The sequence below is a fragment of the Sphaerotilus uruguayifluvii genome, from assembly GCF_013294065.1.
GTDB classification, from domain to species: Bacteria; Pseudomonadota; Gammaproteobacteria; order Burkholderiales; family Burkholderiaceae_C; genus Sphaerotilus; species Sphaerotilus uruguayifluvii.
Genome location: NZ_JABSNM010000003.1, coordinates 326,050 through 350,288 on the forward strand (window position 1 = coordinate 326,050; position 24,239 = coordinate 350,288).

General features: G+C 68.7%; 27 protein-coding genes. 6 read left to right on the top strand and 21 right to left on the bottom strand.

The genetic code is table 11. The annotated features are described in order from the left end of the window. Nucleotides 1–3: 3 nt before the first annotated feature. From HNQ01_RS05420 to nifV, 13 genes are all read right to left on the bottom strand, one after another. Nucleotides 4–1,641: an alpha-glucosidase family protein gene (locus HNQ01_RS05420; RefSeq protein WP_173804341.1), complete on the bottom strand. Its 1,638-nt coding sequence runs from the start codon at nucleotides 1,639–1,641 to the stop codon at nucleotides 4–6. Between the two features lie 22 nt (nucleotides 1,642–1,663). Then, complete coding sequence (locus HNQ01_RS05425) at nucleotides 1,664–2,500, bottom strand: carbohydrate ABC transporter permease (protein ID WP_173804342.1); 837 nt, start codon at nucleotides 2,498–2,500, stop codon at nucleotides 1,664–1,666. Continuing rightward, nucleotides 2,500–3,411 carry a carbohydrate ABC transporter permease gene (locus HNQ01_RS05430; RefSeq protein ID WP_173804343.1) on the bottom strand — a complete coding sequence of 304 codons (912 nt, stop codon included), beginning with the start codon at nucleotides 3,409–3,411 and terminating at the stop codon, nucleotides 2,500–2,502. Before HNQ01_RS05430 ends, HNQ01_RS05425 begins: the two co-directional genes overlap by 1 nt. Nucleotides 3,412–3,521: 110 nt before the next feature. Beyond that, nucleotides 3,522–4,790 carry an ABC transporter substrate-binding protein gene (locus HNQ01_RS05435; RefSeq protein WP_173804344.1) on the bottom strand — a complete coding sequence of 423 codons (1,269 nt, stop codon included), beginning with the start codon at nucleotides 4,788–4,790 and terminating at the stop codon, nucleotides 3,522–3,524. Between the two features lie 323 nt (nucleotides 4,791–5,113). Then, nucleotides 5,114–6,919 (bottom strand): nif-specific transcriptional activator NifA, encoded by a 1,806-nt coding sequence (nifA, locus tag HNQ01_RS05440; protein WP_173804345.1) that lies wholly within the window; start codon nucleotides 6,917–6,919, stop codon nucleotides 5,114–5,116. Nucleotides 6,920–7,136: 217 nt separating this feature from the next. Then, on the bottom strand, nucleotides 7,137–7,460 hold the full coding sequence (locus tag HNQ01_RS05445) for a (2Fe-2S) ferredoxin domain-containing protein (RefSeq protein ID WP_173804346.1): 324 nt from the start codon (nucleotides 7,458–7,460) through the stop codon (nucleotides 7,137–7,139). 43 nt (nucleotides 7,461–7,503) lie between these two features. Further along, nucleotides 7,504–7,959 carry a ferritin family protein gene (locus HNQ01_RS05450; protein ID WP_173804347.1) on the bottom strand — a complete coding sequence of 152 codons (456 nt, stop codon included), beginning with the start codon at nucleotides 7,957–7,959 and terminating at the stop codon, nucleotides 7,504–7,506. Between the two features lie 14 nt (nucleotides 7,960–7,973). After that, nucleotides 7,974–8,285: a ferredoxin family protein gene (locus HNQ01_RS05455; protein WP_173804348.1), complete on the bottom strand. Its 312-nt coding sequence runs from the start codon at nucleotides 8,283–8,285 to the stop codon at nucleotides 7,974–7,976. Then, nucleotides 8,282–9,586 carry an FAD-dependent monooxygenase gene (locus HNQ01_RS05460; protein WP_173804349.1) on the bottom strand — a complete coding sequence of 435 codons (1,305 nt, stop codon included), beginning with the start codon at nucleotides 9,584–9,586 and terminating at the stop codon, nucleotides 8,282–8,284. The genes HNQ01_RS05455 and HNQ01_RS05460 overlap by 4 nt, the downstream gene beginning before the upstream one ends. 18 nt (nucleotides 9,587–9,604) lie before the next feature. Next, nucleotides 9,605–10,705, bottom strand: coding sequence for an electron transfer flavoprotein subunit alpha/FixB family protein (locus HNQ01_RS05465; RefSeq protein WP_173804385.1), 1,101 nt, complete (start codon nucleotides 10,703–10,705; stop codon nucleotides 9,605–9,607). A gap of 56 nt (nucleotides 10,706–10,761) precedes the next feature. Then, entirely contained in the window at nucleotides 10,762–11,613 is an 852-nt protein-coding gene (locus HNQ01_RS05470) for an electron transfer flavoprotein subunit beta/FixA family protein (RefSeq protein WP_173804350.1), read from the bottom strand. A 65-nt stretch (nucleotides 11,614–11,678) separates the two neighbouring features. Next, complete coding sequence (gene nifW, locus HNQ01_RS05475; protein WP_173804351.1) at nucleotides 11,679–12,020, bottom strand: nitrogenase stabilizing/protective protein NifW; 342 nt, start codon at nucleotides 12,018–12,020, stop codon at nucleotides 11,679–11,681. A 44-nt stretch (nucleotides 12,021–12,064) separates the two neighbouring features. Further along, complete coding sequence (nifV, locus tag HNQ01_RS05480; protein WP_173804352.1) at nucleotides 12,065–13,222, bottom strand: homocitrate synthase; 1,158 nt, start codon at nucleotides 13,220–13,222, stop codon at nucleotides 12,065–12,067. A 328-nt stretch (nucleotides 13,223–13,550) separates the two neighbouring features. Here nifV and HNQ01_RS05485 point away from each other — a divergent pair, with 328 nt between their 5' ends. Continuing rightward, nucleotides 13,551–14,639 (top strand): hypothetical protein, encoded by a 1,089-nt coding sequence (locus HNQ01_RS05485; protein ID WP_173804353.1) that lies wholly within the window; start codon nucleotides 13,551–13,553, stop codon nucleotides 14,637–14,639. Nucleotides 14,640–14,647: 8 nt separating this feature from the next. Here HNQ01_RS05485 and fdx read toward each other — a convergent pair whose 3' ends face one another. The 6 genes from fdx to HNQ01_RS05515 form a co-directional block, all read right to left on the bottom strand. Continuing rightward, on the bottom strand, nucleotides 14,648–15,004 hold the full coding sequence (fdx, locus tag HNQ01_RS05490) for an ISC system 2Fe-2S type ferredoxin (RefSeq protein ID WP_173804354.1): 357 nt from the start codon (nucleotides 15,002–15,004) through the stop codon (nucleotides 14,648–14,650). 217 nt (nucleotides 15,005–15,221) lie between these two features. Beyond that, the gene (hscA, locus tag HNQ01_RS05495; RefSeq protein WP_173804355.1) at nucleotides 15,222–17,123 is read right to left on the bottom strand and encodes a Fe-S protein assembly chaperone HscA; all 1,902 of its coding nucleotides are present in this window, start codon (nucleotides 17,121–17,123) and stop codon (nucleotides 15,222–15,224) included. Nucleotides 17,124–17,166: 43 nt separating this feature from the next. Beyond that, entirely contained in the window at nucleotides 17,167–17,493 is a 327-nt protein-coding gene (locus HNQ01_RS05500) for a HesB/IscA family protein (RefSeq protein WP_173804356.1), read from the bottom strand. 13 nt (nucleotides 17,494–17,506) lie between these two features. Next, nucleotides 17,507–17,857, bottom strand: a complete 351-nt coding sequence (gene erpA / locus HNQ01_RS05505; protein ID WP_286180499.1) for an iron-sulfur cluster insertion protein ErpA — start codon at nucleotides 17,855–17,857, stop codon at nucleotides 17,507–17,509. Between the two features lie 130 nt (nucleotides 17,858–17,987). Continuing rightward, a complete protein-coding gene (iscU, locus tag HNQ01_RS05510; protein WP_173804358.1) occupies nucleotides 17,988–18,419 on the bottom strand; it encodes a Fe-S cluster assembly scaffold IscU in 432 nt (143 codons plus the stop codon). 62 nt (nucleotides 18,420–18,481) lie between these two features. After that, nucleotides 18,482–19,702: an IscS subfamily cysteine desulfurase gene (locus tag HNQ01_RS05515; RefSeq protein ID WP_173804359.1), complete on the bottom strand. Its 1,221-nt coding sequence runs from the start codon at nucleotides 19,700–19,702 to the stop codon at nucleotides 18,482–18,484. Between the two features lie 261 nt (nucleotides 19,703–19,963). Here HNQ01_RS05515 and HNQ01_RS05520 point away from each other — a divergent pair, with 261 nt between their 5' ends. Continuing rightward, a complete protein-coding gene (locus HNQ01_RS05520; RefSeq protein WP_173804360.1) occupies nucleotides 19,964–20,491 on the top strand; it encodes a hypothetical protein in 528 nt (175 codons plus the stop codon). Here the strand turns inward: HNQ01_RS05520 and HNQ01_RS05525 are convergent. Beyond that, on the bottom strand, nucleotides 20,478–20,840 hold the full coding sequence (locus tag HNQ01_RS05525) for a hypothetical protein (protein WP_173804361.1): 363 nt from the start codon (nucleotides 20,838–20,840) through the stop codon (nucleotides 20,478–20,480). The two genes, HNQ01_RS05520 and HNQ01_RS05525, sit on opposite strands and share 14 nt — an antisense overlap. Nucleotides 20,841–20,888: 48 nt before the next feature. On the opposite strand from HNQ01_RS05525, the gene HNQ01_RS05530 reads away from it, so the two are divergent. Beyond that, nucleotides 20,889–21,470 carry a GNAT family N-acetyltransferase gene (locus tag HNQ01_RS05530; protein ID WP_173804362.1) on the top strand — a complete coding sequence of 194 codons (582 nt, stop codon included), beginning with the start codon at nucleotides 20,889–20,891 and terminating at the stop codon, nucleotides 21,468–21,470. Here the strand turns inward: HNQ01_RS05530 and HNQ01_RS05535 are convergent. Further along, complete coding sequence (locus HNQ01_RS05535) at nucleotides 21,454–22,425, bottom strand: tripartite tricarboxylate transporter substrate-binding protein (RefSeq protein WP_173804363.1); 972 nt, start codon at nucleotides 22,423–22,425, stop codon at nucleotides 21,454–21,456. The two genes, HNQ01_RS05530 and HNQ01_RS05535, sit on opposite strands and share 17 nt — an antisense overlap. 159 nt (nucleotides 22,426–22,584) lie before the next feature. On the opposite strand from HNQ01_RS05535, the gene HNQ01_RS05540 reads away from it, so the two are divergent. The 3 genes from HNQ01_RS05540 (at nucleotide 22,585) to HNQ01_RS05550 (ending at nucleotide 24,121) form a co-directional block, all read left to right on the top strand. Then, nucleotides 22,585–23,415 carry a TOBE domain-containing protein gene (locus HNQ01_RS05540; protein WP_286180479.1) on the top strand — a complete coding sequence of 277 codons (831 nt, stop codon included), beginning with the start codon at nucleotides 22,585–22,587 and terminating at the stop codon, nucleotides 23,413–23,415. A gap of 83 nt (nucleotides 23,416–23,498) precedes the next feature. Beyond that, nucleotides 23,499–23,756, top strand: a complete 258-nt coding sequence (locus tag HNQ01_RS05545; protein ID WP_173804365.1) for a hypothetical protein — start codon at nucleotides 23,499–23,501, stop codon at nucleotides 23,754–23,756. A gap of 47 nt (nucleotides 23,757–23,803) precedes the next feature. Further along, the gene (locus HNQ01_RS05550; RefSeq protein ID WP_173804366.1) at nucleotides 23,804–24,121 is read left to right on the top strand and encodes a hypothetical protein; all 318 of its coding nucleotides are present in this window, start codon (nucleotides 23,804–23,806) and stop codon (nucleotides 24,119–24,121) included. The last annotated feature ends 118 nt before the right edge of the window (nucleotides 24,122–24,239 follow it).

A 24,239-nucleotide genomic window follows, 5' to 3' on the forward strand; every position in this document is an offset into this window, starting at 1 on the left:
GCCTCAGGCCAGCCGGGCGTGCAGCACGCCCCAGGGCGCGAACTGCAGCGCAGCGCCCGCCGGCCGCGCGCCGCCGATGCCGCTGTCGAGCTGCTGCGCCAGCGCCAGCCCGGCCGGCAGCGCCAGCTCGGCGGGCTGCGCGCTCAGGTTGAAGGCGCACAGCACCCGCTCGCCCTGGTGCTCGCGCACGAAGGCCAGCACCTGCGCGTGCACCGGCAGCAGCGCGAGCTCGCCGTGCACCAGCGCCGGCTGGGTGCGGCGCCAGTGCAGCAGCCGGCGCGCGGCCTGCAGCATCGAGCCCGGATCGGCCTCCTGGCGGTCGACGGCCAGCGCGCGCTGCGCCTCGGACAGCGGCAGCCACGGCCGCGCCGCGCCGCTGCCGAAGCCCAGGTCGGGCGCCTCGGCCGACCACGGCATCGGCGTGCGGCAGCCGTCGCGGCCCTTGTACTGCGGCCACATCGTGATGCCGTAGGGGTCCTGCAGATCCTCGAAGGGCACGTCGGCCTCGGGCAGGCCGAGCTCCTCGCCCTGGTAGAGGCAGACGCTGCCGCGCAGGCTGGCCTGCAGCGCCAGCGCCAGACGCAGCAGCGCCGGGTCGGGCTCGGGCCCGCCCCAGCGGGTGGCCACGCGGGTCACGTCATGGTTGGACAGCGCCCAGCACGGCCAGCCGCTGCCGACGATGCGGCCGAAGCGCTCGAGCACGCCGTGCACGAAGGGCGCGTCATGGCGCTCGCCCAGCAGGTCGAAGCAGTAGGCCATGTGCAGCTTGTCGCCGCCGGCGGTGTACTCGGCCACCCGCGCCAGGCCGTCGTCGTCGCCGATCTCGCCCACCATCGTGGTGTCGGGATACTGGTCGAGCAGCGCGCGCAGGCGCTGCAGGAAGACGAGGTTCTCGGGCCGGCTCTTGTCGTAGAGGTGGCGCTGCCAGCCGTAGGGATTGAAGGGGTTGACCGCCGGATCGGGCTTGTTCGGGTCGGGCGCGCCGCGGCCGGGGTTGCTGCGCAGCTCGGCGTCGTGGAAGTAGAAGTTGGCGGTGTCGAGCCGGTAGCCGTCGACGCCCAGGTCCAGCCAGAACCTGACGGTCGCCAGGATCGCGTCCTGCACCGCCGGGTTGTGGAAGTTCAGGTCGGGCTGGCTGGTCAGGAAGTTGTGCAGGTAGTACTGGCAGCGGCGCGTGTCCCACTGCCAGGCGCTGCCGCCGAAGATGGAGAGCCAGTTGTTCGGCGGCGTGCCGTCGTCCCGGGCGTCGGCCCACACATACCAGTCGGCCTTCGGGTTGTCGCGGCTCGCGCGGCTCTCGACGAACCACGGATGCTGGTCCGAGGTGTGCGACAGCACCTGGTCGATCATGACCTTGAGACCCAGCGCATGGGCCCGCGCCACCAGCGCGCGGAAGTCGTCGAGCGTGCCGAACATCGGCTCGACGTCGCAGTAGTCGCTGACGTCGTAGCCGAAGTCCTTCATCGGGCTCCTGAAGAAGGGCGACAGCCAGATGCCGTCGGCGCCGAGCCGCGCCACATGCTCGAGCCGCGCGGTGATGCCGGGCAGGTCGCCGATGCCGTCGCCGTTGCTGTCGGCGAAGCTGCGCGGGTAGATCTGGTAGATGACGCCGCCGCGCCACCAGTTGCTGTTCTGAGCCATGCGGAAGACCTCGTGTGCTTGTTCAACCCTTGACCGCACCCGCCGTCAGGCCGGAGACGATCTTCTTCTGGAACACCAGCACCAGACCGATCAGGGGCAGCGTGACCAGCACCGAGGCGGCCATGATCTTTCCCCACGGGATCTCGTACTTGCTGGCGCCGGAGATCAGCGAGATCGACACCGGCACGGTGCGCTCGTTGTTGTCGATGACGAAGGTCAGCGCGAACAGGAACTCGTTCCAGGCCGCGATGAAGGCCAGCAGCCCGGTCGACACCAGCGCGGGCCACAGCAGCGGCAGGAAGACATCCCTGATGATCCGCCACGGGCTGCAGCCGTCCATGATCGCGGCCTCCTCCAGCTCCTTGGGCAGCTGGCGCATGAAGGTGGTCAGCACCCAGACGGTGAAGGGCAGCGTGAAGATCAGGTAGGGCAGCACCAGGCCGAGCGAGCGGTTGTACAGGCCCAGCGCACGGATCATCTCGAACATGCCCGCCAGCACCGCGACCTGCGGGAACATCGACACGCCCAGGATGGCGGTCAGCAGCAGGCCGCGGCCCTTGAACTGGATGCGCCCGAGCGCATAGGCCGCCGTCACGCCCAGGAACAGCGACAGCACCACCACCAGCGTCGACACCACCACCGAGTTGACGATGTGGCGCCCGAAGGGCTGCTCGGCCACCGTGAACAGGCTGACGTAGTTGGCCAGGCTGCCGTTCTGCGGCCACAGCGAGGTGGAGAACAGCTCCGAGCCGGTCTTCAGCGAGGTGGTGATCGCGTAGACGAAGGGGAAGACCGAGACCAGCGTGACCAGCAGCGCCAGCGTGTAGAGGGCCGCGGTGGCGGCGGGAGCGCGTCGCATCACGCATCCTCCGTGAGCTTCATCCGGCCCAGTCGCATGTAGACGACCGTGGCCAGACCGATGATGAGGAACAGCGCCGTCGAGGCGGCCGAGCCGTAGCCCATGTAGCCGTTGTCGACCATCTCGCGGCGCACGAAGCCGGACATGCTCATGGTGCTGTTGTTGTTCGAGGTCAGCACGTAGATCAGGTCGAACACCCGCAGCGCGTCGAGCAAGCGGAAGATCACCGCCACCATCAGCGCCGGACGGATCAGCGGCAGCGTCACCGACCAGAACACCCGCAGCGGATGCACGCCGTCGACATGCGCGGCCTCGTAGCAGTCGCGGGGCAGCGTCTGCAGCGCCGCCAGGATCAAGAGCGCCATGAAGGGCGTGGTCTTCCAGACGTCGACCAGCACCACCGTCCACAGCGCATACTGCGGATCGGCCGTCCAGGCCACCTTCGCGTCGATCAGGCCCCAGCCCTGCAGGATCGCGTTGATGACGCCGAACTGGTCATGCAGCATCCAGCCCCACATCTTGGCCGACACGATGGTCGGGATCGCCCAGGGCACCAGCACCGCGGCACGCACCAGCGCGCGCCCCTTGAACTCCTGGTTGAGCAGCAGCGCGACGCCCAGGCCGAAGGCCGTCTCCAGCAGCACCGACACCAGCGAGAACTGCAGCGTGTTGCGGATCGAGGTGCCCCAGTCGCTGAGCCAGAAGCCCTCGGTGTGGTTCGGATTGGCGAACAGGCCGTATTCGCCGAAGTAGTTCTCCAGCCCGACGAAGCGCGCGGCGCCCATGTCGTTGAGGTTGGCGTCGGTGAAGCTGAACCAGATGGTGCGCCCCAGCGGCCACGCTGCCACGATCAGCAGCGTCACCAGCATCGGCGCGAGGAACAGCCAGGCAGTGCGGGTCTTGGAGGACATGATCCGACCGGAATGGCAAGAAGAAGGCAAAGGCGCGGCCCGACCCGGCTGCAGGCACGCAGGCCTGCGGGCTCGGGTCATGCACGGACGGGAGAGGAATCAGGCGCGGATCACCACTCGCGGCGCTTGATCTGCTTGAGCTTGCCCTCGAGCTTGCCCAGGCTGGCCTCGGCCTTCTCCTTGCCGGAGAGCACGTCGTGGGTGGCGTTCCAGAAGGCGGCGCTGACCTCGTTGTACTTCAGGCCGGTGGCGGTGGCCGGACGCGGCACCGCGCTGGTGAAGACGTTGTACAGGTCGCCGAAGAAGGGCGCGGCGGCCAGCACTTCCTTGTCCTGGTACAGCGACGGGATGGTCGGGTTGTAGGAACCCTTGATCGCGCGCTCCTTCTGGATCTCCTTGCTGGTCATGTACATGACCAGGTCGGCGGCCTCCTTCGGGTTCTTCGAGTACTTGCTGACCGCCAGCTGCCAGCCGCCCAGCGTGGCGGCGTTCTTTCCGTCGGCGCCGCCCTTGGGCAGCGCGGAGACGCCGATCTTGCCGGCGATCTTGCTGTCCTTGCCGTTGCCCAGCGACCAGGCGTAGGGCCAGTTGCGCATGAAGACCGCGTTGCCGCTCTGGAACACGCCGCGGGCGTCTTCCTCGCCGTAGTTCAGCACGCCGGTCGGCGCGATGGTGCCGATCCACGACGCGGCGGTGCTGAGCGCCTTGGCGGCCTTCGGGTTGTTGACGGTGATCTGTCCCTTGTCGTCGACGATGTTGCCGCCGCCGTAGCTCCACAGCCATTCCACCGCGTCGCAGGTCAGGCCTTCGTAGGCCTTGGCCTGGAAGACGAAGCCCTGCATGTCGGCGTTGCCGGCCTTGCGCTCGGCGTCCTGGATCTTCTTGGCGGTGGCGGCCAGCTCTTCCCAGGTGGTCGGAGCCTTCTCGCCGTGCTTCTCGAGCAGGTCCTTGCGGTAGTACAGCAGGCCGGCGTCGGTGAACCACGGCATCGCGATCAGACGGCCGTCGGCGGTGTTGTTGGCCACGATCGACGGGAAGTGCTCCTTCTCGGCGCCCTTGCTGTAGGGCTTCAGGTCGATCAGGTGGTCCTTGATCATGCCCGGCCACACCACGTCGACGTTGATCACGTCCAGGTCCGAGCTCTTGGCCGCGAACATCTGGCGGAACAGCGCCAGGATGTCGGTGGTCGACTGCGGCGGGGTGAACAGCTTGACGGTGTTGCCGGTCTTCTTCGCCCAGTCCTCGGTGGTCTTCTTGCAGAACTCGAAGTCCTGGCCGACCGAGCCGCAGGAAATGGTGATCGTCGCGGCGTGCGCGCCGGCGACCGAGCCGAAGGCCAGGGCGATGCCGGCCGCGATCTGCTTGAAGGAATTGGACATGGGCTGTCTCCGTCTGATTCGCGTGGTGGTGAAGGCGAGGCGTGTCACGCCACGGCAGCAATGTAATTTCCTTACATGCGCGCCACACTGGTGAAAACCCTGATCAAAAGGCCCTCGAATGCCCCATTTCAGGGCCGATCACGCCTCAGCGCAACCGATTGCGGTTTTGCGTCATCGTTTGCGTTCGTTTGCGTTGATTCGGCCCGAACTCGGTGCGAACCCTGTCCGTCGCAACCCTTACTCCGCATTTTATGTAATCTGGTTACATGCACGGCGCAGGCGTGCAGCGGCACGGGCGGCTGCGCCCGCGGCCCGCGTTCAGCTCAGAACTTGCGCACCTCGATGCGGTGCTTGTGCAGCGCGTAGCCGAGCTGGCGCGGGGTGATGCGCAGCAGGCGGGCGGCCTTGGCCTGGACCCAGCCGCATTGCTCCATCGCCCAGATCAGCCGGTCGCGCTCGCTGTCGGGCGGCTCGGGGCCGAAGCGGCGCACCGAGGGCGGGAGCTGCGCGGTCGGGCCGATCAGCGTGACGCCCTCCTCGTCGAGATCGGGCAGACCGGCGAAGCTGCTGTCGTCCTCGGCCAGATCGTCGTCAGGGTCGTGGTCGAGGTCGACGAAGCCCGAGGAGCGCGCAGGCGCGGGCGCCGGGGCCGGTGCGGGCGGGACCGGCGCCGGGGCGGCGGCCGGGGCACGCTGCGGGACGGCGGCGGCCGCCGCCACCGCATCGGCCTTGTCGAGAAAGTGCAGCGTCTGCGTCAGGCAGCGGTTCTGCCGGCACGGGAAGGCCAGGTCGCGGATGTACTCGCCCGAGACCATCGTCGCGGTGCGCTCGACGCAGTTCTCCAGCTCGCGCACGTTGCCGGGCCAGTAGCAGCTGGTCAGCACCTTCATCGCCTCCGGCGTGACCTTCAGGCTGCGCCGGTTCTCCTTGTTGAAGCGGTCGATGAAGTGCGACACCAGCTGCGGGATGTCGGAGCGGCGCTCGCGCAGCGGCGGCAGGAAGATCGAGACGACGTTGATGCGGTAGTACAGGTCGGCGCGGTACTCGCCGCGCTGCACCATGCGCTCGAGGTCGCGGTTGGTCGCGCAGATCAGTCGCACGTCGACCTTGACCGCCTTGGTGCCGCCGACGCGCTCGAACTCGCGCTCCTGCAGCACCCGCAGCAGCTTGGCCTGGAAGGCCGGCGAGACGTCGCCGACCTCGTCGAGGAAGAGCGTGCCGCCGTGCGCCAGCTCGAAGCGGCCCTTGCGGTCGCCGACCGCGCCGGTGAAGGCGCCGCGCTCGTGGCCGAACAGCTCCGATTCGAGCAGCGACTCGGTCAGCGCCGCGCAGTTGACCTTGATGAAGGGCGCGTCCTTGCGCGGGCTGAGGAAGTGGATCGCGCGCGCGATCGCCTCCTTGCCGGTGCCGGACTCGCCGCGCAGCAGCACGGTGGCGCGCGACGGCCCGGCCTGGTGCACCTCGCGGAAGACCTGCTGCATCGGCTGGGAGTCGCCGATGACGTTGTCGATCGCGTAGCGCCCGCGCGGCTCGCGCGCCAGCGCCTTCTGCAGCCGCGAGGTCTCCTGGCGCAGCCGGTGGTGCTCGTCGGCGACGGCGCGGTGCAGCGCGAAGGACTGCGCCAGCAGCGTCGCCACCATCGTCAGCAGGCGCTGGTCGTCCGACAGCCGCGCGCTGCCCATGACCTCGCGCTGCGCCGCCAGCACGCCGACCACGTCGTGGTCGGTCTTCAGCGGCACCACCAGGAAGGCCATCATCCGCTCGTCGTGCGCGCCGAAGGCGCCGGTGCGGTCGATGAACTCGGTCGCCTGCGAGATGTCGGGCATCACCACCGGAATGCCCGAGGCGTAGACCCGGCCGATCACGCCCTCGCCGACGCGCCAGTGGCCGCGCTCGGCCTGCGCCCGCTCCAGGCCGACGGCGCTGTGCACGCTCAGCGGGCCCTGCCCCTCCTCGCCGCCGGGCAGCACCACCATCGCGCGGCTCAGCCCGATGTGGGCCACCAGCACGTTGAGCGCCTCGCGGAAGGTCCGCGAGATGTCGAGCGAGCCGCCGAGAATGCGGCAGATCTCGTGGATGGTGATCAGCTCGACATGCGAGCGCTCGTTCACCGCGGTTCGGTCCACCATCACGCACCTCCTTGGGGTCCGGTCACGACCGCGAACCGACCGGTGCCGCGGCGAGGTGCATGCGTCGCGCCAGCGCGGGGCAGGAAGGAGGCGAGGCGCGGCATGCTGCGCGAGGTGCTGCAATAACTGCGCCGAATGCGTGCCAGATCAACGCAATTGCCGACCGGACGGGGGGCGCCTTGACGCAGGTCAAGCGATCTCGCCATGCCGCGCCGGATCACCAGACTGCGGGGGGGGCGACCAGCCGATCGACCACTTCGCCGCCGAGCAGGTGTCGATCGAAGAGCTCGCCGACGTCCTCGACCTTGACGCCCTGGTAGAGCACGCCCTCGGGATAGACCAGCACGTTGGGGCCGCCGTCGCACGGGCCCAGGCAGCCCGAGTAGGTCACCGCGACCTGCTCGTAGGCCTGGCGGCGCTGCAGCTCGCCCCAGAAGGCCTGCAGCAGCGGCGCGGCGCCGTTGGCCGCGCAGGAGCCGCGCGGGTGGCCGGGCGGGCGCTGCTGGCTGCAGACGAAGACATGGCGGACGGGTCGGCTCATCGGAAGGCTCCTGGATCCTGGATCTTGCGGGGAAGGAATCGGGTCAGGCCGCGCAGGCGTGCAGCCGGCGCTCGAGCTCGGCCAGGTGCTCGGCCTCCTCGGCGGCGAACTCGGCCGCGAGGTGGCGCACGTCCGGGTCCTGCGCCAGCGCGGCGACCGCGGCGTAGTAGGCGTGGCCGCGGCGCTCGCTCTCCAGCGCCAGCTCCAGCGCCGAGCGCACCGTCATCTGCGCGTCGACACCGGCCCAGTCGGCGGTCTCGGGCGCGATGCCGTCGGGCCAGTCGTACTCGTGCTCGGCCAGCACCGGCAGATCGCGCCACTGGCCGCGGGCCTGCGCCTCGGCCAGGTGCAGGCGCGAGAAGTGCGCCATGCGGGCGAAGAAGGCCTTGAGCTCGGCGCGACCGTCGGTCTGCATCGCCGCGGCCAGTTCCTCGTAGCGCCGCGCGGCCTCGCGCTCGAGCGCGATCGCGTGGGCGAGGAAGCGTTCGACATCGTTCATCGCGGACCGACCCTTCAGCCGAACTTGAACAGGATGCCGTGGCCGCCGCGCGGGTATTCCCACGCGACGTTGGCATGCTCGGTGCAGATCACCCGGCAGCTGCCGCACTCCAGGCAGCCGTCGGTGATCAGCGTCACCGAGCGGTTGCCCTCGGCCTTGTAGCAGGAGGCCGGGCAGACGAAGGTGCACGACTGGTCCTTGCAGTCGTTGGCGCAGACCTCCGGCGCCTTGATGCGGATGTGCGGCCGACCGTGGTCGACCTTGTAGCGGTTCTGGAAGAGCTTCTCTTCCACGTTGACCACGATGTTGTTGGCTGCAGCGCTCATCGCACGGCCCTCCAGAGCTTGACGGCATCACCCACCAGACCGGTCAGCTTGCGGGCGGCCTTGAAGCTGCCCAGCACTTCCCGCTCCTTGGTCTTCTTGTCGACGCCATCGACGGTGAACATCGTCTGCGCCGCCCGGTTGACCAGACCGGGATAGGTGCTGAAGAAGTGCGGGCTGTTGTGCAGCACCTCCGGCAGGTCGCGGTACTTCTTCAGGTCCTTCATCACGAAGCTGTCGTCCAGCGCGGCCTTGTAGGCCGACAGGGTCTTCGCGTCCATGTCCTTGCCGGCGGCCTTGGCATGGATCACCGTCTCGGCGGCCAGACGGCCGGTGGTCATCGCCAGGTTCGAGCCCTCGCGGTGCGCGGCGTTCACGAAGCCGCCCGAGTCGCCGACGATCATCCAGCCGTGGCCGAAGATCTTCGGCACCGCGTGGAAGCCGCCCTCGGGGATCAGGTGCGCGCAGTACTCCTTCATCTCGCCGCCCTCGATCAGTGGCGCGATGCTCGGGTGCTTCTTCAGCTTCTCCAGCAGCGCGTAGGGCGTCGTGCGGTTCGGATTGGTCTTGAAGTCGCTGAGCATGCAGCCCACGCCGATCGTCAGCGAATCCTTGTTGGTGTAGAGGAAGCCGGTGCCGACCATGCCCTCGGTGACCGAGCCCATCATCTCGATGACGACGCCCTCCTCCTCGCCGATGTTGAAGCGCGCCTGGATGACCTCCTCGGGCATGAAGAGGATCTCCTTGACCGCCAGCGCCACGTTCTTGGCCTGGATCTCGGGGTGGAAGCCGGCCTTGCGCGCCAGCGTCGAGTTGACGCCGTCGGCCAGGATCACCACGTCGGCGAAGACGTCGCCGCCGATGCGGTCGCAGCGCACGCCGACGACGCGGTCGCCGTCCATCAGCAGCTGCTCGACGGTGGTCTCGCAGATCAGCAGCGCGCCGGCCTCGCGCACCTTCGACGAGAACCACTTGTCGAACTGCGCGCGGATGATGGTGTAGCGGTTGTACGGCGGCTTGTTGTAGTCCTCGCTGCGGAAGTGCGTGCCGACGAAGCTCTTGTCGTCGAGCAGCCACATGCGCTGCTCGATGATGTGGCGCTCCAGCGGCGCGTCGTCGCGGAAGTCCGGAATGATCTTCTCCAGCGCGTCGCTGTAGAGGATCGCGCCCTGCACGTTCTTCGAGCCGGGGTATTCGCCCCGCTCGATCTGCAGCACCTTCAGGCCGGCCTTGGCCAGCGTGTAGGTCGCGGCGTTGCCCGAGGGGCCGGCGCCGACGACGATGGCGTCAAACTTTTCTGGCATGACTGCTCCTTCGGGGGGTCAGGCGACCTTGCGGACGCGGCGGTCGAGATAGCTGCGGAACGTGGCCGTCAGCGCCGGCAGCACCTGCATCGCGTTGCCGACGATGCCGTGGTGGGCGAAGTCGAAGATCGGGGCGTTCGGGTCGGTGTTGATCGCGACGATGATGTCGCTGCCCTCCATGCCGACGCGGTGCTGGATGGCGCCGGAGACGCCCGCGGCGATGTAGAGCTTCGGGCGCACCGTCTTGCCGGTCTGGCCGACCTGGCGCTCGGCCTCGAGCCAGCCGGCCTGCGTGACCGCGCGGGTGGCGCCGACCTCGGCGCCGAGCACCCGCGCCAGGTCCCACACCAGCTTCATGTTGTCGGCGTTCTTCAGGCCCTTGCCGGCGGTCACGATGATGTCGGCGTACGACAGGTTCACCGTGTTGCGGTTCGCGTCCGGGATGAACTCGAGCAGCTTGGTGACGATGTCGGTCTCGATCATGCCCAGCGCCATCGTCGAGATCGTGCCGGTGCGGCTCTCGTCGCGGCGCGGCATCGGCGCGGTGCGCGGGCGCATCGTCGCCATCTGCGGCCGGTAGGCCAGCGTCATGATCGTGCACAGCAGCGAGCCGCCGAAGGTCGGCCGCGTGGCGGCCAGCGCGCGGCCGTCGATGTTGAGCTCGGTGCAGTCGGCCGTCAGGCCGGTGCCCAGCGTCGTCGCCACCGAGCCGGCCAGGTCGCGGCCCATCGTGGTGGCGCCCAGCAGCAGGATCTCGGGCTGGTGGGTGTTGACCAGATCGGTCAGGCCCTTGGTGTAGGGCTCGTTGCGGTAGCCCTGCAGCACCGGGTCGCGCATGATGTAGCAGTGGTCGGCGCCGTAGATGTAGGCCTCCTTCGCGAAGGCCTCCATGTCGTCGGCCGGGCCGCCCATCAGCACGCCGCTGACCTGCACGCCGAGCTTGTCGGCGAGGATGCGCGCCTGGCCCATCAGCTCCCAGCTGACGCTGTGGACCTGGCCGCGGTCGTGCTCGATGAACACCCAGACGCCCTTGTAGGCCTTCAGGTGCTCGGGCAGCTCGGTGCTGCGGCCCGAGCGGCCGGCGGTCTTGGCGGCGCCCGCGGCGGCCGCGGCGGACATGGAAGGCTTGTCGTTCTCAGCCATGGACTTCTCCTGTCGGGGACATCGGCGCCGGCTCAGGCGCTCAGGCGATCGACGGTCTCCTGCTCGAGCGTCGGGTGGGTGGTGAAGATCTTCTGCAGCAGGTTCAGGCAGACGTCGTTGAGGCCCATGCCGTCGCCGACCTCCTGCATCTCGGCGCGCTCCTTGCGCGCCTTGGGCGCGAAGACCTTGCTGACGATGGTCGGGCTGCCCTTCAGGCCGATCTTGCTGACGTCCTCGATGCCGGCCTGGTCCTTGTTCCACTTGCGCACCGGCACGCGCGCGGCGCGCAGCATGTCCTCCATGGTCGCGAAGCGCATCTCGTTGGTGCCCTCGAGCATGGTGATCAGGCTCGGCAGCGTGGTCTTCAGGCGCTGCACGCCGCCCTCGGCGCGGCGCTCGACGGTGAGCGTGCGCGCGTCCAGGTCGACCTCGTTGATCTTGCTGACGTAGGTCAGCAGGTTCAGGCCGAGGCGCTTGGCCACGCCGGGGCCGACCTGCGCGGTGTCGCCGTCGATGGTCTGCTTGCCGGTGAAGACGAGGTCGACCGCCTGCTCCTCGCCGATCTTGCGGATCGCCGCGGCCAGCGCGAAGCTGGTGGCCAGCGTGTCGGCGCCGGCGAACGCGCGGTCGGTGACCAGGATGGCGTCGGTGGCGCCGAAGCTGATGCACTTGCGCAGCGCGTCCTCCGCCTGCGGCGGACCCATGCACAGCATCGTGACGCGGCCGCCGAACTTGTCCTTCAGCCGCAGCGCCTCTTCGAGCGCGAACAGGTCGTAGGGGTTGACGATCGCCGGGACGCCCTGGCGCATGATGGTGTTGGTGACCGGGTGGACGCGGATCTGCGCCGAGTCGGGCACCTGCTTGATGCAGACGACGATGTGCATGGGACGGCTCTCCTGGGGCGGTCGGACGGTCGGACGGACGGACAAACGGGGACGGCGGGCGGTCTTCAGGCCGCGGCGCGGCGCGAGCGCAGGCTGTCGCGCAGCGAGGTCACCGGCACGCTCTGGCGGCCGCCGACGTCCTGGAAGACCTTGAAGACCTTCTCCTGCGCGGCGCTGGACTCGACGAAGTCCTGGTAGGCGCGCGCCAGCAGCTCGCGGTAGCGCCGGAACATCTCCACCTCGTCGAGGCCGGACAGGCCCTCGGTGGTGTGCAGGTACTGGTAGAAGCGCTTGAGGATGTGCAGCCGGTTGACGTGCACGACGCGCTCGTCGTAGCTCAGGCCGAAGAACTTCAGGAAGTCCTCGGCACTCGACAGGGCCTTCAGGCGTTGGATCAGGCTGTCCATGGATGTCTCTCCGGGAGGGTCGACGGCGGTCATCGGGGGAGGTCTCAGGCGCAGGCCCGGACCGGGTGCAGGCGGGTTTCGTGGTGGAACTGGCGCAGCTCCTGGTCGGAGGGCTCGCGCTTCGTCTCGGTGACATGGCTGCGGATGCGATCGAGCAGCGGCGCGACCTGCTGCGCGTCCACGCGCAGCCCGAGCGCGCCGCAGGCGCTGATCAGCCCCGCCGAGCCGGAGTGCTTGCCCAGCACCAGCCGATGCTGGCGCCCGAGCTCCTCCGGCGCGAAGGTCTCGTAGTTGCGGCGGTCCTTGAGCAGGCCGTCGACGTGGATGCCGCTCTCGTGGCTGAACACCGCCTCGCCGACGATGCTCTTGCCCGGCGCGACCGGCCGGCCGGACGCCCGCGCCACCAGCGCGCTGATGGCCGGCAGCATGGCGGTGTCGATGCCGCATTCCAGGCCGTGCAGGTGGCGCAGCGCCATGACCACCTCTTCCATCGCCGCGTTGCCGGCGCGCTCGCCCAGGCCGTTGACGGTGGTGGAGGCGTGCGTGGCGCCGGCGCGGATCGCGGCCAGCGTGTTGGCGGTGGCCAGGCCGAGGTCGTTGTGCGGATGGATCTCGATGTCGAGGTCGATCTCGCGGCGCAGCGCGGCGATGCGGCGGTGGGTCTCGAAGGGATCGAGCAGGCCGAGCGTGTCGGCGTAGCGCACCCGCACCGCGCCGGCCTGCTGCGCCGCGACGGCGGCGTGCAGCAGGAAGCGGTCGTCGGCGCGCGAGGCGTCCTCGAAGCCGATGCTGGGCACCGCGCCGGCCTCGAGCACCTGCGCGGCGCAGCGCCGGATCGCCGCCAGCACCCAGGCGCGGTCGCGGCCGAGCTTGCGCTCGATCTGCAGGTCCGACACCGGCACCGACAGGTGGACGATGTCGGCGCCGCAGCGCAGCGACGCGCCGATGTCGCGGTCGGCCATGCGGCCCCAGACCATGGTGCGGGCGCGGCGCACGCGGCGGGCGATCTCGCCGATCAGCTCGACCTCGTGCTCGCCCATCGCCGGAATGCCGATCTCCATCTCCGGCACGCCCGCCGCATCCAGCGCCGCGGCGATCGCCAGCTTCTCGTCGTCCGAGAAGGCCACGCCCGCGGTCTGCTCGCCATCGCGCAGCGTGGTGTCGTTGATGACGACGCAGGACTTCGACAGGACGGTGTTCATCGGCGGATCTCGTCAGCGGGTTGGCATCGGGGTTGGGCGGACGGTTCAACCCATCCAGCGCAAGCCCTGTGCCAACCCCTCGCTGATCCTCAAGTCATTGATTCACAAAGACTTTTTCGATCAGCACGAGACAGACGCGGCGATGTTCCTTTTGTCGGGTTGATGACAGCGGAGGGGTGTCGAGCGCAGCAAGGAATTGAAAAATATTTGCAACAAAATATACTTTTTAATTCAAAAAAATGCGACTTTCTGCCAACCAAAAAAATTATTTTCAGATAATAATTAAAAATAATTCACAACACACACTTAAATTATTAAGGATAAAATTATGCAAGATAATTATATACACACAAAATCAATCGCAATAAAAAACTTGATATCAGAAATTTACAAAAATAAAAATATTAGCAACGAAATGAGAATACCACTAGAAAAAGCGCAACATCATGCAAAAGCCATGTGCATATTATCAATGGAAAATGATTTCATTGGCGTAGCAAATGAAAATAATTCATTATCAAAAGTGTTTGATTTTCTGACAAATCAATTTAATGCCGAACATTTTCCAATCGAAAACTCAATTATAAAAAAAATTAACCTAAAAATTACTGAGATGAATAATTTAACTGAAAAAATTAATAATCCGAGAAAAAATAATTTATCGGAAACAGATCAAAATAGAATAAATTATCACGATAAAATCCAATCTTTAGGGAAACACATAGACCATGTAGTAAAAAGGCAAGTTGAACTTGATTTGCTATGCAAAAATGCAAGAGAAAATGCGGAGGCAGCAAACTCCCAATCAAAAGAATTATCCTCCGAAATAGATAACATTAAAAGAGAAGCCAATAATCGCACAGAAGAAATAATAAAAAATCTACATGAAAAACAAAAAGAAATAAATGAACTCGTGGGAGTAATATCTGGAACAGCAATAGCAGGCTCTTATGAAAAAAGCGCCGCCGAAGAAAAAGATCTAGCCGAAATCACCAGAAGAATATCAGTTATTTTGATGCTGATAATAGTTGTTATCATTGGATATTCAATACTAGAAACAAGATCACCCGAATTCGACTGGAAAGTTAGTTTGACCAGGGTTATATTATCATTAACAATATCAATTCCGGCAACATATCTAGCAAGGGAATCGACAAAACACCGGTCAAAACAACACGAATACCTTCGTATGTCGCTTGACTTAAAGTCAATAACGCCATATTTGGCATCACTACCCAATGAAGAACAAAATAAAATAAAATCCGAGATGGCAGACAGAATTTTTGCAATAAACAACAATGATATACAAAAATTTGAATCCTATCCAATAGATACACAAAAAATATTAATGGCAATCATAGATAAAATCGGTGTACACAACAATACCAAAATCCATACAAACAACGAAGAAAAATAAAATAAATACTACCTCTCCCTCGCATGATTCTTCGTATACCGTGGTAACTCCACCGTCAGCGCCGGGCCCTTGACCTTGACGCAGCAGGACAGGCGCGACTGGGCGTCCAGGCCCCAGGCGTCGTCGAGCTGGTCTTCTTCCTCGTCGTCCGGCGGGGCGATGAATTCGGCGCCGGTGCGCAGGTGGACGTGGCAGGTCGCGCAGGCGCAGACCTTCTCGCAGGCGTGCTCGATGGCGATGCCGTGCTCGAGCATCACGTCGACGAGCTTGCGTCCGGGCGGGGCGTCGAAGGTCAGGCCGTCCGGGCACAGGTCGGGGTGCGGCAGCACGGTGATGCGGGTCGGGGGCTTGGGCTGGGTGGACATGGGGGGCTCCGGAGGAAAGAAGCGCGTCATCCTCGCGAAGGCGAGGAGCCACGAGGGGGAGATGGGGCGTGCGTGGGTGCCCGCCTGCGCGGGCATGACGTGCCCGATCTGGCAGAGCAGTGGGGGCCCGCCTGCGCGGGCATGACGCACAGGGGGTGGGGAGACGGCGCGGGCCGGGGGCCCGTCTGCGCGGGCATGGCAGAGCGGCGGCCCGGGGTCAGGCGGCCATCTGCTCGACGGTGCGGCCGGAGAGGACTTCGCGGACGCGGGCGTCCATGCGGCGGCCGGCGAAGGGGGTGGTGACCTGGTTGAGCGCCTCGGTGGCGTCGCGCAGCAGCTCGCGCAGCGCCTTCTGCTCGGCCAGCGTCGTGCCCTCGCTCTCGGCGCACTGCTCCAGCGCGTCGGCCACGTCCTGCATCGCGCGCAGGATCAGGAACTGCTCCTTGGGCAGCAGCAGCGTGTCGCCGTCCTCGCGCAGCGCCACCTCGGTGGCGTCGAGCAGCCGGCGCGCGTCGATCTCGGCCTCGCGCAGCATCCGCGCCGCGGCGTCGGCCTCGACATTGCCCAGCGCCGACTTCAGCATGCCGGCCACCTGCTCGGTGCCCAGGCCGTGGCTCGGCTTGACCTCGATGTGCGCGCGCACGCCCGAGGTCTGCTCGACCGCGCTGACGCTCAGCAGCCCGTCGGCGTCGATCTGGAAGGTCACGCGGATGCGCGCCGCGCCGGCCACCATCGGCGGAATGCCGCGCAGCGTGAAGCGCGCCAGCGAGCGGCACTCGTCGACCAGCTCGCGCTCGCCCTGCACGATGTGCAGGCTCATCGCGGTCTGGCCGTCCTTGAAGGTGGTGAACTCCTGCGCGCGCGCCGTCGGCACGGTGGAGTTGCGCGGGATGATCTTCTCGACCAGCCCGCCCATCGTCTCCAGCCCCAGCGACAGCGGATTGACGTCGAGCAGCAGCAGGCCGTCGGCGCCGCGGTTGCCGGCGAGCTGGTCGGCCTGGATCGCCGCGCCCAGCGCCACCGCCTGGTCCGGGTCGATGCCGGTGAAGGGCGCGCGGCCGAAATGCGCGGCCACCGCCGCACGCACCGAGGGCATGCGCGTGGCGCCGCCCACCAGCACGATGCCGTCGACATCGTCGGGCTTGAGCCGCGCGTCGCGCAGCGCGCGGCGCACCGGCATCATCGTGCGCTCGACCAGCGTGCGCGTCAGCCCGTCGAACAGCTCGCGGGTCACGCGCAGCATCTCGTGCGAGCCGTCGGCGCGGGTGCAGTGCATCGCCGTCGCCTCGGCGTCGGTCAGCGCCTCCTTGGCGCGGCGCGCCGCCGCCAGCAGCGCGGTCTGCTCGGCCGGCGCCCAGCCGCCGGTCTCGTGCGCGAACCAGTTCGCCAGCACATGGTCGAAGTCGTCGCCGCCCAGGATCGGGTCGCCCGCGGTGGCGATCACCTCGAACACGCCGCGCGCCAGGCGCAGGATGCTGACGTCGAAGGTGCCCCCGCCCAGGTCGTAGACGACATAGCAGCCCTCGCTGGCCGACTCCAGCCCGTAGGCCACCGCCGCGGCGGTCGGCTCGTTGAGCAGGCGCAGCACGTTCAGGCCGGCGGCCTGCGCGGCGTCCTTGGTGGCCTGGCGCTGCGCGTCGTCGAAGTAGGCCGGCACGGTGATGACCGCGCCGACCAGCTCGCCGCCCAGGCTCGCCTCGGCGCGGCCGCGCAGGCTGCGCAGCACCTCGGCGCCGATCTCCACCGGGCTCACCAGGCCGGCGCGGGTGCGCACGCCCACCGCGCTGTCACCCAGCGCCTCGACCGCATACGGCACCGTGCCCGGCGCGATGTCGGCCGGCGAGCGCCCGATCAGGCGCTTGGCCGAGGCGATCGTGTTGGCGGGATCCTTCAGCGCCATCGCGCGCGCCGCGTCGCCGACCCGCCGGCCGCCGTCCTCGGCGAAATGCACGACCGAGGGCAGCAGCAGCCGCCCGTCCTCGTCGCCGAGCACCACCGGCACGCCGCTGCGCATCGTCGCGACCAGCGAGTTCGTCGTGCCGAGATCGATGCCCACCGCGAGGCGGTGCTGGTGCGGGGCGGCGGTCAGGCCGGGTTCGGCGATCTGCAGCAGGGCCATGTCGGGGCTCCTCGGTGACTCGGGGGGTTCGGGAGTTCGGGACTCAGACGGCGAAGGACTCGCCGCAGCCGCAGGTCGCCGTCGCGTTCGGGTTGTGGAACTTGAAGCCCTCGTTCAGGCCCTCGCGGACCCAGTCGAGCTCGGTGCCGTCGAGCATCGGCAGGCTCTGCGCGTCCACCAGCAGCGTCACGCCGCCCTCGCAGGCGAAGCTCAGGTCCTCGGGAAGCGCGGCGTCGGCGAACTCCAGCGCGTAGGCATAGCCCGAGCAGCCGCTGGTGCGCACCGCCACGCGCAGGCCGACGCCGCCGCCGCGCTTGTCCAGCGCCTGGCGGATCTTGCCGGCGGCCTTCGGGGTCACGGTGATCGTCATGCGCCCTCTCCTGTCAGACCGAGAAGCTGCTGCCGCAGCCGCAGGTGCTCGCGGCGTTGGGGTTGCGGATCACGAAGCGTGCGCCGTCGAGCTTGTCCTCGAAGTCGATCTCGGCGCCCATCAGGTACTGCAGGCTCATCGCGTCGACCACCACGGTGACCGGGCCCTTCTCGACGCGCACGTCGTCGGCCTTCTTCTCGTCGTCGAAGGCGAAGCCGTACTGGAAGCCCGAGCAGCCGCCGCCGGTGACGAAGATGCGCAGCTGCAGCGAGGGATCGCCCTCCTCGGCCAGCATCTCGGCGACCTTGCTGACGACCGCCTCGCTGACGACGATCGGATCGGCGCCTTCGGGCAGCACCGGCATGACCGGCGGGGCGCTCATCGACGGGGTGCTGCAGGACGAGCCCTGGGACTGGCATGCGGACATGGTTCGCTCCTTGGGGGAAAGAGGGGTGAAGTCGGGAAAGGGACGACGAGGACGGCGGCGGCGCCGCTCAGTGCGCGGCCGGCACGACCGGCGCGCAGGCGGCGCCCTCGGGCATGGGCGTGGCGCGCTGGCGGTAGTCGCTGACCGCCGCCTTGATCGCGTCCTCGGCGAGGATCGAGCAGTGGATCTTGACCGGCGGCAGCGCCAGCTCCTCGGCGATCTGGGTGTTCTTGATCGCCAGCGCCTGGTCGAGCGTCTTGCCCTTGACCCATTCGGTGACCAGCGAGCTCGAGGCGATCGCCGAGCCGCAGCCGTAGGTCTTGAAGCGCGCGTCCTCGATGACGCCGGTGGCCGGGTTGACCTTGATCTGCAGCTTCATCACGTCGCCGCAGGCCGGCGCGCCGACCATGCCGGTGCCGACGTCGCCGTCCGCCGCCTCGAAGCCGCCGACGTTGCGCGGGTTCTCGTAGTGGTCGATGACCTTGTCGCTGTATGCCATGACGAACTCCTGTGGCTCCGTGGCCCTGTGTTTGCGTGGTCTGTGCGCGGCGCGCGGGCGGCTCAGTGCTCGGCCCACTGCACCGTGGAGAGGTCGACGCCGGCGACGTGCATGTCCCACAGCGGGCTCAGCGCACGCAGCCGCTCGACGGTGTGGCGGGTCTTGGCGATGGCGGCGTCGATCTCGGCCTCGGTGGTGAAGCGCCCGACCGAGAAGCGGATCGAGCTGTGCGCCACCTCGTCGGGCAGGCCCAGCGCGCGCAGCACGTAGCTCGGCTCCAGGCTGGCCGAGGTGCAGGCCGAGCCGGAGGACACCGCGATGCCGCTCATGCCCATCAGCAGCGACTCGCCCTCGACGAAGGTGAAGCTGATGTTGAGGTTGTGCGGCACGCGCTGCTCGAGACTGCCGTTGACGCGGATCTCGGGAATCGCGCCCAGGCCGGCGAGCAGCCGGTCGCGCAGCGCGCGGATGCGCTCGTTCTCGCGGCCCATGTGCTCGGCGGCGAGCCGGTAGGCCTCGCCCATGCCGACGATCTGGTGCGTGGCCAGCGTGCCCGAGCGCATGCCGCGCTCGTGGCCGCCGCCGTGCATCTGCGCCTCGATGCGGATGCGCGGCTTGCGGCGCACGTAGAGCGCGCCGATGCCCTTCGGGCCGTAGGTCTTGTGCGCCGACAGGCTCATCAGGTCGATCGGCAGCTCGGCCAGGTCGATGGCGACCTTGCCGGTGGCCTGCGCCGCGTCGACATGGAAGATCACGCCCTTCTCGCGGCAGATGCGCCCCAGCGTCGCCACGTCCTGGACGACGCCGATCTCGTTGTTGACGAACATCACCGACGCCAGGATGGTGTCGGGCCGGATCGCGGCGCGGAAGGCCTCCACGTCGACCAGGCCGTCGTCGCGCACGTCCATGTAGGTCACCTCGAAGCCGTGGCGCTCGAGCTCGCGCATCGTGTCGAGCACCGCCTTGTGCTCGGTCTTCACGGTGATCAGGTGCTTGCCGCGGCCCTGGTAGAACTGCGCCGCGCCCTTGATCGCGAGGTTGTTCGACTCGGTCGCGCCCGAGGTCCAGACGATCTCGCGCGGGTCGGCGCCGATCAGCGCGGCCACCCGCTCGCGGGCGATCTCGACCGCCTCTTCCGCCGCCCAGCCGAAGGCGTGGCTGCGCGAGGCCGGGTTGCCGAACTGCTCGTACAGGTAGGGCACCATCGCCTGCACGACCCGGGGATCGACCGGCGTGGTCGCGGCGTAGTCGAGGTAGATCGGCTTGCTCAGGCTGGCGTCCATCGTCGGGGCTCCGGAAGATGCGGGGTTTCTCGGTTGACAGGCTCTGCGGTGCATGGAGCGTGCCAGCAGGCCCAGGCCGCGCGACCTGTCTGATCCAGCGCAAAAACTCCCGACGCATCAAGCACTTGCGTGATTCCGCCGCACGGCGGGCGGGCGCTGTCGCGAAGCTGCCGGGGCATGTCGGCTTTGTCGTCAATCCGACGCGCCAGGGCCTGGCATCGCGCATGCATGAGCGGGCGCTCCCCACCCGGAGACGACCCCATGAACATCCTCACCGGAGAGGCCTCCGACGACTTCTTCGGCGGCGACGTGCCCGCGGCGGCACGCGAGCTGCTGCACCAGGCCGCCCGGGCGCAGGCCGAGCAGCGCGCGACGCTGCTGTGGACCGCGCAGGCGATCGCGCCGCGCTCGCTGGCCATCCTCTATGCGCTGTGCAAGCACCACGCCGGCCGGCGCGAGTTCGAGCAGGCCGAGCGTGCGGCGCTGCGCGGCCTGCAGGAGGCCGCGCGCCAGGTCGGCCTGCCCGAGGACTGGCGCGCGCTCGAGCGCGGCGCACCGCCGCCGGGCATCGACTTCCACAGCGACGGGCCGGCGCGCTTCTGGCTGTTCATGCTCAAGGCGCTGGCCTTCATCGGGCTGCGCAGCGGCCGCCCGGACGAGGCGCGCGAGCTGCTCGACCTGCTCGCCGGGGTGGGCGCGGCCGCACGCGTCGGCGACGAGGTGACCGCGGCGCTGCTGGCCGGCGCCGCCGGCCCGACCGGCCCGATCGGCCCGCTCAGCCCAGGCTGAAGCGGAACCAGTCCGGATGCGCGCGGCGATGGATGCGCAGCCACGACAGCGTCGCCGGCACCAGCGCACGCGCGGCGAACCAGGCCGCGTCGGTGCGGACGGCCGGCGCGTCGTCGTCGAGCTGGCGCAGCGCGGCGCTCCAGCCGTCCCAGTCGATCTCGGGCATGCCGGAGCGCAGGGCGTCCGGCAGGCCGGCGAGCGTGCCGCCCATCAGGCGCAGCAGCCGGTCGACCTCGGAGCGGGTCAGCCGGGAGCGGGCGAACTCGGTCTCGTCGAGGCTGTCGACCAGCACGAGCACGCCCTCGCCGGTGTCCTCGATCAGTTTCAGGAGTGGAGCGGTGGTGAGCATGATGAACGGCACGGAAGCAGCTTCCGCACCAGCCCGGGAGGCCCTGCGATGGACCGCGAGCTGACGACCGTGCGGCTGCTGCTGCGCGCCCCCCGCCCCGGCGACGCCGCCTTCGCCTTCGAGCGCTGGGCCACCGACGCGCGGGTGCACCGCCACCTCGGCTGGCTCGCGCACGACACGGTCGAGCAGACGCGCCGCCAGCTCGACTGGGACCAGGCCTGCTGGATCAAGCGCAGCGCCTGGACCTGGATGCTGGTGCCGCACGGCGAGCGCGGCCCGGTCGGCATGGTGCGGCTGCTGCCGCAGCGCGCGGGCGGCGCCAGCCACCACCTGCAGCTCGGCTACCTGCTGGCGCCGGCCTGGCAGGGCCGCGGCCTGATGCGCGAGGCGGTCGGCGCGCTGGTGGCGCATGCGCTGGCGCAGCCGGGCATCTGGCGCATCGACGCGCTGTGCGACGTCGAGCATCCGGCCTCGGCGCGGGTGCTCGAGGCGGCCGGGCTGCGCCGCGAAGGCCGGCTCGCCCGCGTGCTGCACCAGCCCGCGCTGGGCGAGGCGCCGCGCGACGCCTGGCTGCATGCGGCGACGCGGGCCGAGCCCGGCGCGGCGCTCGCGCTCAGCTCTCCGGCGTGAAGCCGACGCGGCTGACGATCGGCCCCCAGGCGGCATGGTCGGCCCGCACCACCTCGCCCAGCTCGGCCGGCCCGCCGGCAGCCTCCTGCAGGCCCAGGCGCGCCAGCAGCGTGGCGGTGGCGGGCTCGGCCAGCACCGCACGGGCGCGGGCGGCGATCTGCTGCGCCAGCTCCGGCCGGGCCTGGCGCGGCAGGAACAGCGCATAGACCTCGCGCCGGTCCAGCCCGGCGCCGCTGTGGCCCTGCTCGGCGAAGGTCGGCACCTCCGGCAGGAAGCGCGAGCGCCGTTCGCCGGCCACCGCCAGCACCCGCACCGTTCCACCCCCGCCGGCGGCCAGATGCGGCAGGAAATCGCCCTCCGGCCCGATGTAGACCGCCAGCTGGCCGCCGAGCAGGTCGCGCATCGCCGGCGCGGCGCCGCGGTAGGCAACATGCGGCAGCGTGCACTGCGCGCCGCGCTCGAACAGCGCGCCGATGAAATGCGGCGGCGTGCCCGGCCCCGGCGTGCCGTAGCCGGGCAGCGAGCTGCCGCCCGCGCGCACCCAGCCGACCAGATCGGCCAGCGTGCGCACCGACGCCGGCACCGCCGGACCGACGCCCAGCGCGAAGCCCAGGCTGGCCAGCGCCGCCACCGGCACCGGATCGGCCGCGCCGTAGCCGAGCTGCGGGTACAGATGCGGGTACAGCGTCACCATGGACACCGGCGTCAGCAGCAGCGTCGAGCCGTCGGCCGGCGCCTTCATCAGCTCCTCGACCGCATGGCGGCCGCCACCGCCGACACGCGCCTCGACGCGCACGCCCTCGCCCAGCCGGGCCGAGAGATGGCGGCTGATCTGGTCGACGGTGCCACCGGGCGGAAAGCCCAGCAGCAGCCGCGTCGGGGCGCTCTGGCCGCGCGCCGGCAAGGCGGTGATCCAGGGCAGCAGCGCACTGCCCAGCACGAGACGACGAGACAACGATCGCTTCATGTGACACCCGGACGAAGGGGGCGGCCCGGGATGGGCCCAGCCTTTTCCCCAGGAGAATGACAAACCTGCCCGGCCCACAATCCGGTTCTTGAGCGAGAAAAAGGCGGCATTTCAATGACAGATACGAAAATTCATTTCAGCCTGCCGTTGCCCGATCCCGCCGCCACCTCGTCGCTGACCGGCCGGCTGACGCTGCAGACGCCGCTGGGCGCGGTGCTGAGCGAATCGCGCATCCGGCTGCTGGAGGCGATCGACCGCTGCGGCTCGCTCAACCGCGCCGCGCGCGAGGTGCCGCTGTCGTACAAGGCCGCCTGGGAGGCGCTGGACACGATGAACCGGCTCGCGCCCGAGCCGCTGGTCGAGCGCCTCACCGGCGGGCGCGGCGGCGGCGGCACGCGGCTGACCGGCTACGCGCGCCAGCTCGTCCGGCTGCACCGCGCGATGGAGAGCTCGCAGCAGGACATCCTCGACCGCATCGGCCCGGTGCCGGACGACGCCGACGCGCCGACGCTGCGCGCGCTGATCCGCCGCCTGGGCATGCGCACCAGCGCGCGCAACCAGTTCGCGACCCGGGTGACGGCGCTGAGCGACCGCGGCGGCCTGGTCGACGTGCGGCTGCAGCTCGGCGACGCGGAGGCGGCAGCCAGCGGCCCGACGCTGCTGGCGACGATCACGCCGGAATCGGCCGAGCTGCTCGGCCTGGCGCCAGGCCGCGAGGTCTGGGCGCTGGTCAAGGCGCCGGCGGTGCGGCTGGTCGTGCGGCCGGCCCGGCGCCCGCCTCCGGGGCGCAACCAGCTCGCCGGCCGCGTCGCGCAGCTGCGCCCCGGCGCGACCCGCACCGCCGTCACGCTCGACCTCGGCGGCGGCGAGTCGATCCACGCCGCGGTGGACCCGGACATCGCCGCCGGCCTGCAGCCCGGCGCAGACGCCTGGGCGGTGTTCGACGGCGATCAGGTGGTGCTGCTGACCTTCGGCTGAACCAGGCCCCCGGGCGCCGGCAAGGATGGCATGTCTATTGCTCTCCTTCGTTATGTAGTCATCTACACAACGAAGGATCCGACATGCATCCGACGACACCGTCCTCCCTTTGCTCCCGCTGGCGGGCTGCCTGCCTGCGCGGGCTGGCCGCGGCAGGGCCCGAAGGCCCGCATGCGCTGGTGCTGATCGCTCCGGGCCAGTACCTGCGCGTGCCGATCTCCGCCGGCGAGCTGGCGCGGTGGCAGCGCCAGCTCGGCCACAAGGTCTGGGTCGATCCGTTCGCCCGGCCGGTGCGCATGTGCACCGCAGCGCGGGGTGACCTTGCCGGGAGCGCACCATGAACGGGCCGGCACGACACGACTGGCGGGAGGATCTTCCGGCCGGCTTCATGGCACGGGTCGTGGAGCCACGGCGCTTCGTGGTCCATGTCGACGCGCAGGCACATGCCCGCAAGACCGTCGGCCTCGACGCCGACGGGCGGCGCTGCTACGTGCACCACCTGCACACCGAGGTCGACGAGCGCTTCGACATCGACGAGTTCCCGGTCGAGGTCCCGCTGCGGCGCGAGCGGCGCGTCGCCTGGCGACTGCAGGGCGACGACTGCTGGCTGCTGCAGGTCGAACGGCTCGACCGGCTCGAGAGCTGCCGCCCGCAGCACGAGCGGCTGGCGCCGGTGCTGCTGCGGGAGGCCGAGCTCGGACTCTGAACGGCCGCAGGGGCCGCGCCCGCGGCTTGTATGTTTCAGACCAGACCAGCGCGGTAGAGTCTGAACGCCGTTGAGGCGGCCAGACCGGACCGTGCAGCCTGGTGGCGGCTTGGGCCTT

What these genes read in the sequence shown, in the direction of transcription:
- HNQ01_RS05525 (WP_173804361.1), bottom strand. Translation starts at nt 20,840, where the DNA reads ATGCTCACCACCGCTCCACTCCTGAAACTGATCGAGGACACCGGCGAG.
- HNQ01_RS05445 (WP_173804346.1), bottom strand. Translation starts at nt 7,460, where the DNA reads ATGAGCCGACCCGTCCGCCATGTCTTCGTCTGCAGCCAGCAGCGCCCG.
- HNQ01_RS05470 (WP_173804350.1), bottom strand. Translation starts at nt 11,613, where the DNA reads ATGCACATCGTCGTCTGCATCAAGCAGGTGCCCGACTCGGCGCAGATC.
- HNQ01_RS05485 (WP_173804353.1), top strand. Translation starts at nt 13,551, where the DNA reads ATGCAAGATAATTATATACACACAAAATCAATCGCAATAAAAAACTTG.
- HNQ01_RS05515 (WP_173804359.1), bottom strand. Translation starts at nt 19,702, where the DNA reads ATGGACGCCAGCCTGAGCAAGCCGATCTACCTCGACTACGCCGCGACC.
- HNQ01_RS05465 (WP_173804385.1), bottom strand. Translation starts at nt 10,705, where the DNA reads ATGTCCGCCGCGGCCGCCGCGGGCGCCGCCAAGACCGCCGGCCGCTCG.
- HNQ01_RS05420 (WP_173804341.1), bottom strand. Translation starts at nt 1,641, where the DNA reads ATGGCTCAGAACAGCAACTGGTGGCGCGGCGGCGTCATCTACCAGATC.
- HNQ01_RS05545 (WP_173804365.1), top strand. Translation starts at nt 23,499, where the DNA reads ATGCATCCGACGACACCGTCCTCCCTTTGCTCCCGCTGGCGGGCTGCC.
- hscA (WP_173804355.1), bottom strand. Translation starts at nt 17,123, where the DNA reads ATGGCCCTGCTGCAGATCGCCGAACCCGGCCTGACCGCCGCCCCGCAC.
- HNQ01_RS05455 (WP_173804348.1), bottom strand. Translation starts at nt 8,285, where the DNA reads ATGAGCGCTGCAGCCAACAACATCGTGGTCAACGTGGAAGAGAAGCTC.
- erpA (WP_286180499.1), bottom strand. Translation starts at nt 17,857, where the DNA reads ATGCCGGTGCTGCCCGAAGGCGCCGATCCGATCGTCGTCAGCGAGGCG.
- iscU (WP_173804358.1), bottom strand. Translation starts at nt 18,419, where the DNA reads ATGGCATACAGCGACAAGGTCATCGACCACTACGAGAACCCGCGCAAC.
- fdx (WP_173804354.1), bottom strand. Translation starts at nt 15,004, where the DNA reads ATGTCCACCCAGCCCAAGCCCCCGACCCGCATCACCGTGCTGCCGCAC.
- HNQ01_RS05435 (WP_173804344.1), bottom strand. Translation starts at nt 4,790, where the DNA reads ATGTCCAATTCCTTCAAGCAGATCGCGGCCGGCATCGCCCTGGCCTTC.
- nifW (WP_173804351.1), bottom strand. Translation starts at nt 12,020, where the DNA reads ATGGACAGCCTGATCCAACGCCTGAAGGCCCTGTCGAGTGCCGAGGAC.
- nifV (WP_173804352.1), bottom strand. Translation starts at nt 13,222, where the DNA reads ATGAACACCGTCCTGTCGAAGTCCTGCGTCGTCATCAACGACACCACG.
- HNQ01_RS05450 (WP_173804347.1), bottom strand. Translation starts at nt 7,959, where the DNA reads ATGAACGATGTCGAACGCTTCCTCGCCCACGCGATCGCGCTCGAGCGC.
- HNQ01_RS05550 (WP_173804366.1), top strand. Translation starts at nt 23,804, where the DNA reads ATGGCACGGGTCGTGGAGCCACGGCGCTTCGTGGTCCATGTCGACGCG.
- nifA (WP_173804345.1), bottom strand. Translation starts at nt 6,919, where the DNA reads ATGGTGGACCGAACCGCGGTGAACGAGCGCTCGCATGTCGAGCTGATC.
- HNQ01_RS05425 (WP_173804342.1), bottom strand. Translation starts at nt 2,500, where the DNA reads ATGCGACGCGCTCCCGCCGCCACCGCGGCCCTCTACACGCTGGCGCTG.
- HNQ01_RS05430 (WP_173804343.1), bottom strand. Translation starts at nt 3,411, where the DNA reads ATGTCCTCCAAGACCCGCACTGCCTGGCTGTTCCTCGCGCCGATGCTG.
- HNQ01_RS05530 (WP_173804362.1), top strand. Translation starts at nt 20,889, where the DNA reads ATGGACCGCGAGCTGACGACCGTGCGGCTGCTGCTGCGCGCCCCCCGC.
- HNQ01_RS05460 (WP_173804349.1), bottom strand. Translation starts at nt 9,586, where the DNA reads ATGCCAGAAAAGTTTGACGCCATCGTCGTCGGCGCCGGCCCCTCGGGC.
- HNQ01_RS05500 (WP_173804356.1), bottom strand. Translation starts at nt 17,493, where the DNA reads ATGACGATCACCGTGACCCCGAAGGCCGCCGGCAAGATCCGCCAGGCG.
- HNQ01_RS05520 (WP_173804360.1), top strand. Translation starts at nt 19,964, where the DNA reads ATGAACATCCTCACCGGAGAGGCCTCCGACGACTTCTTCGGCGGCGAC.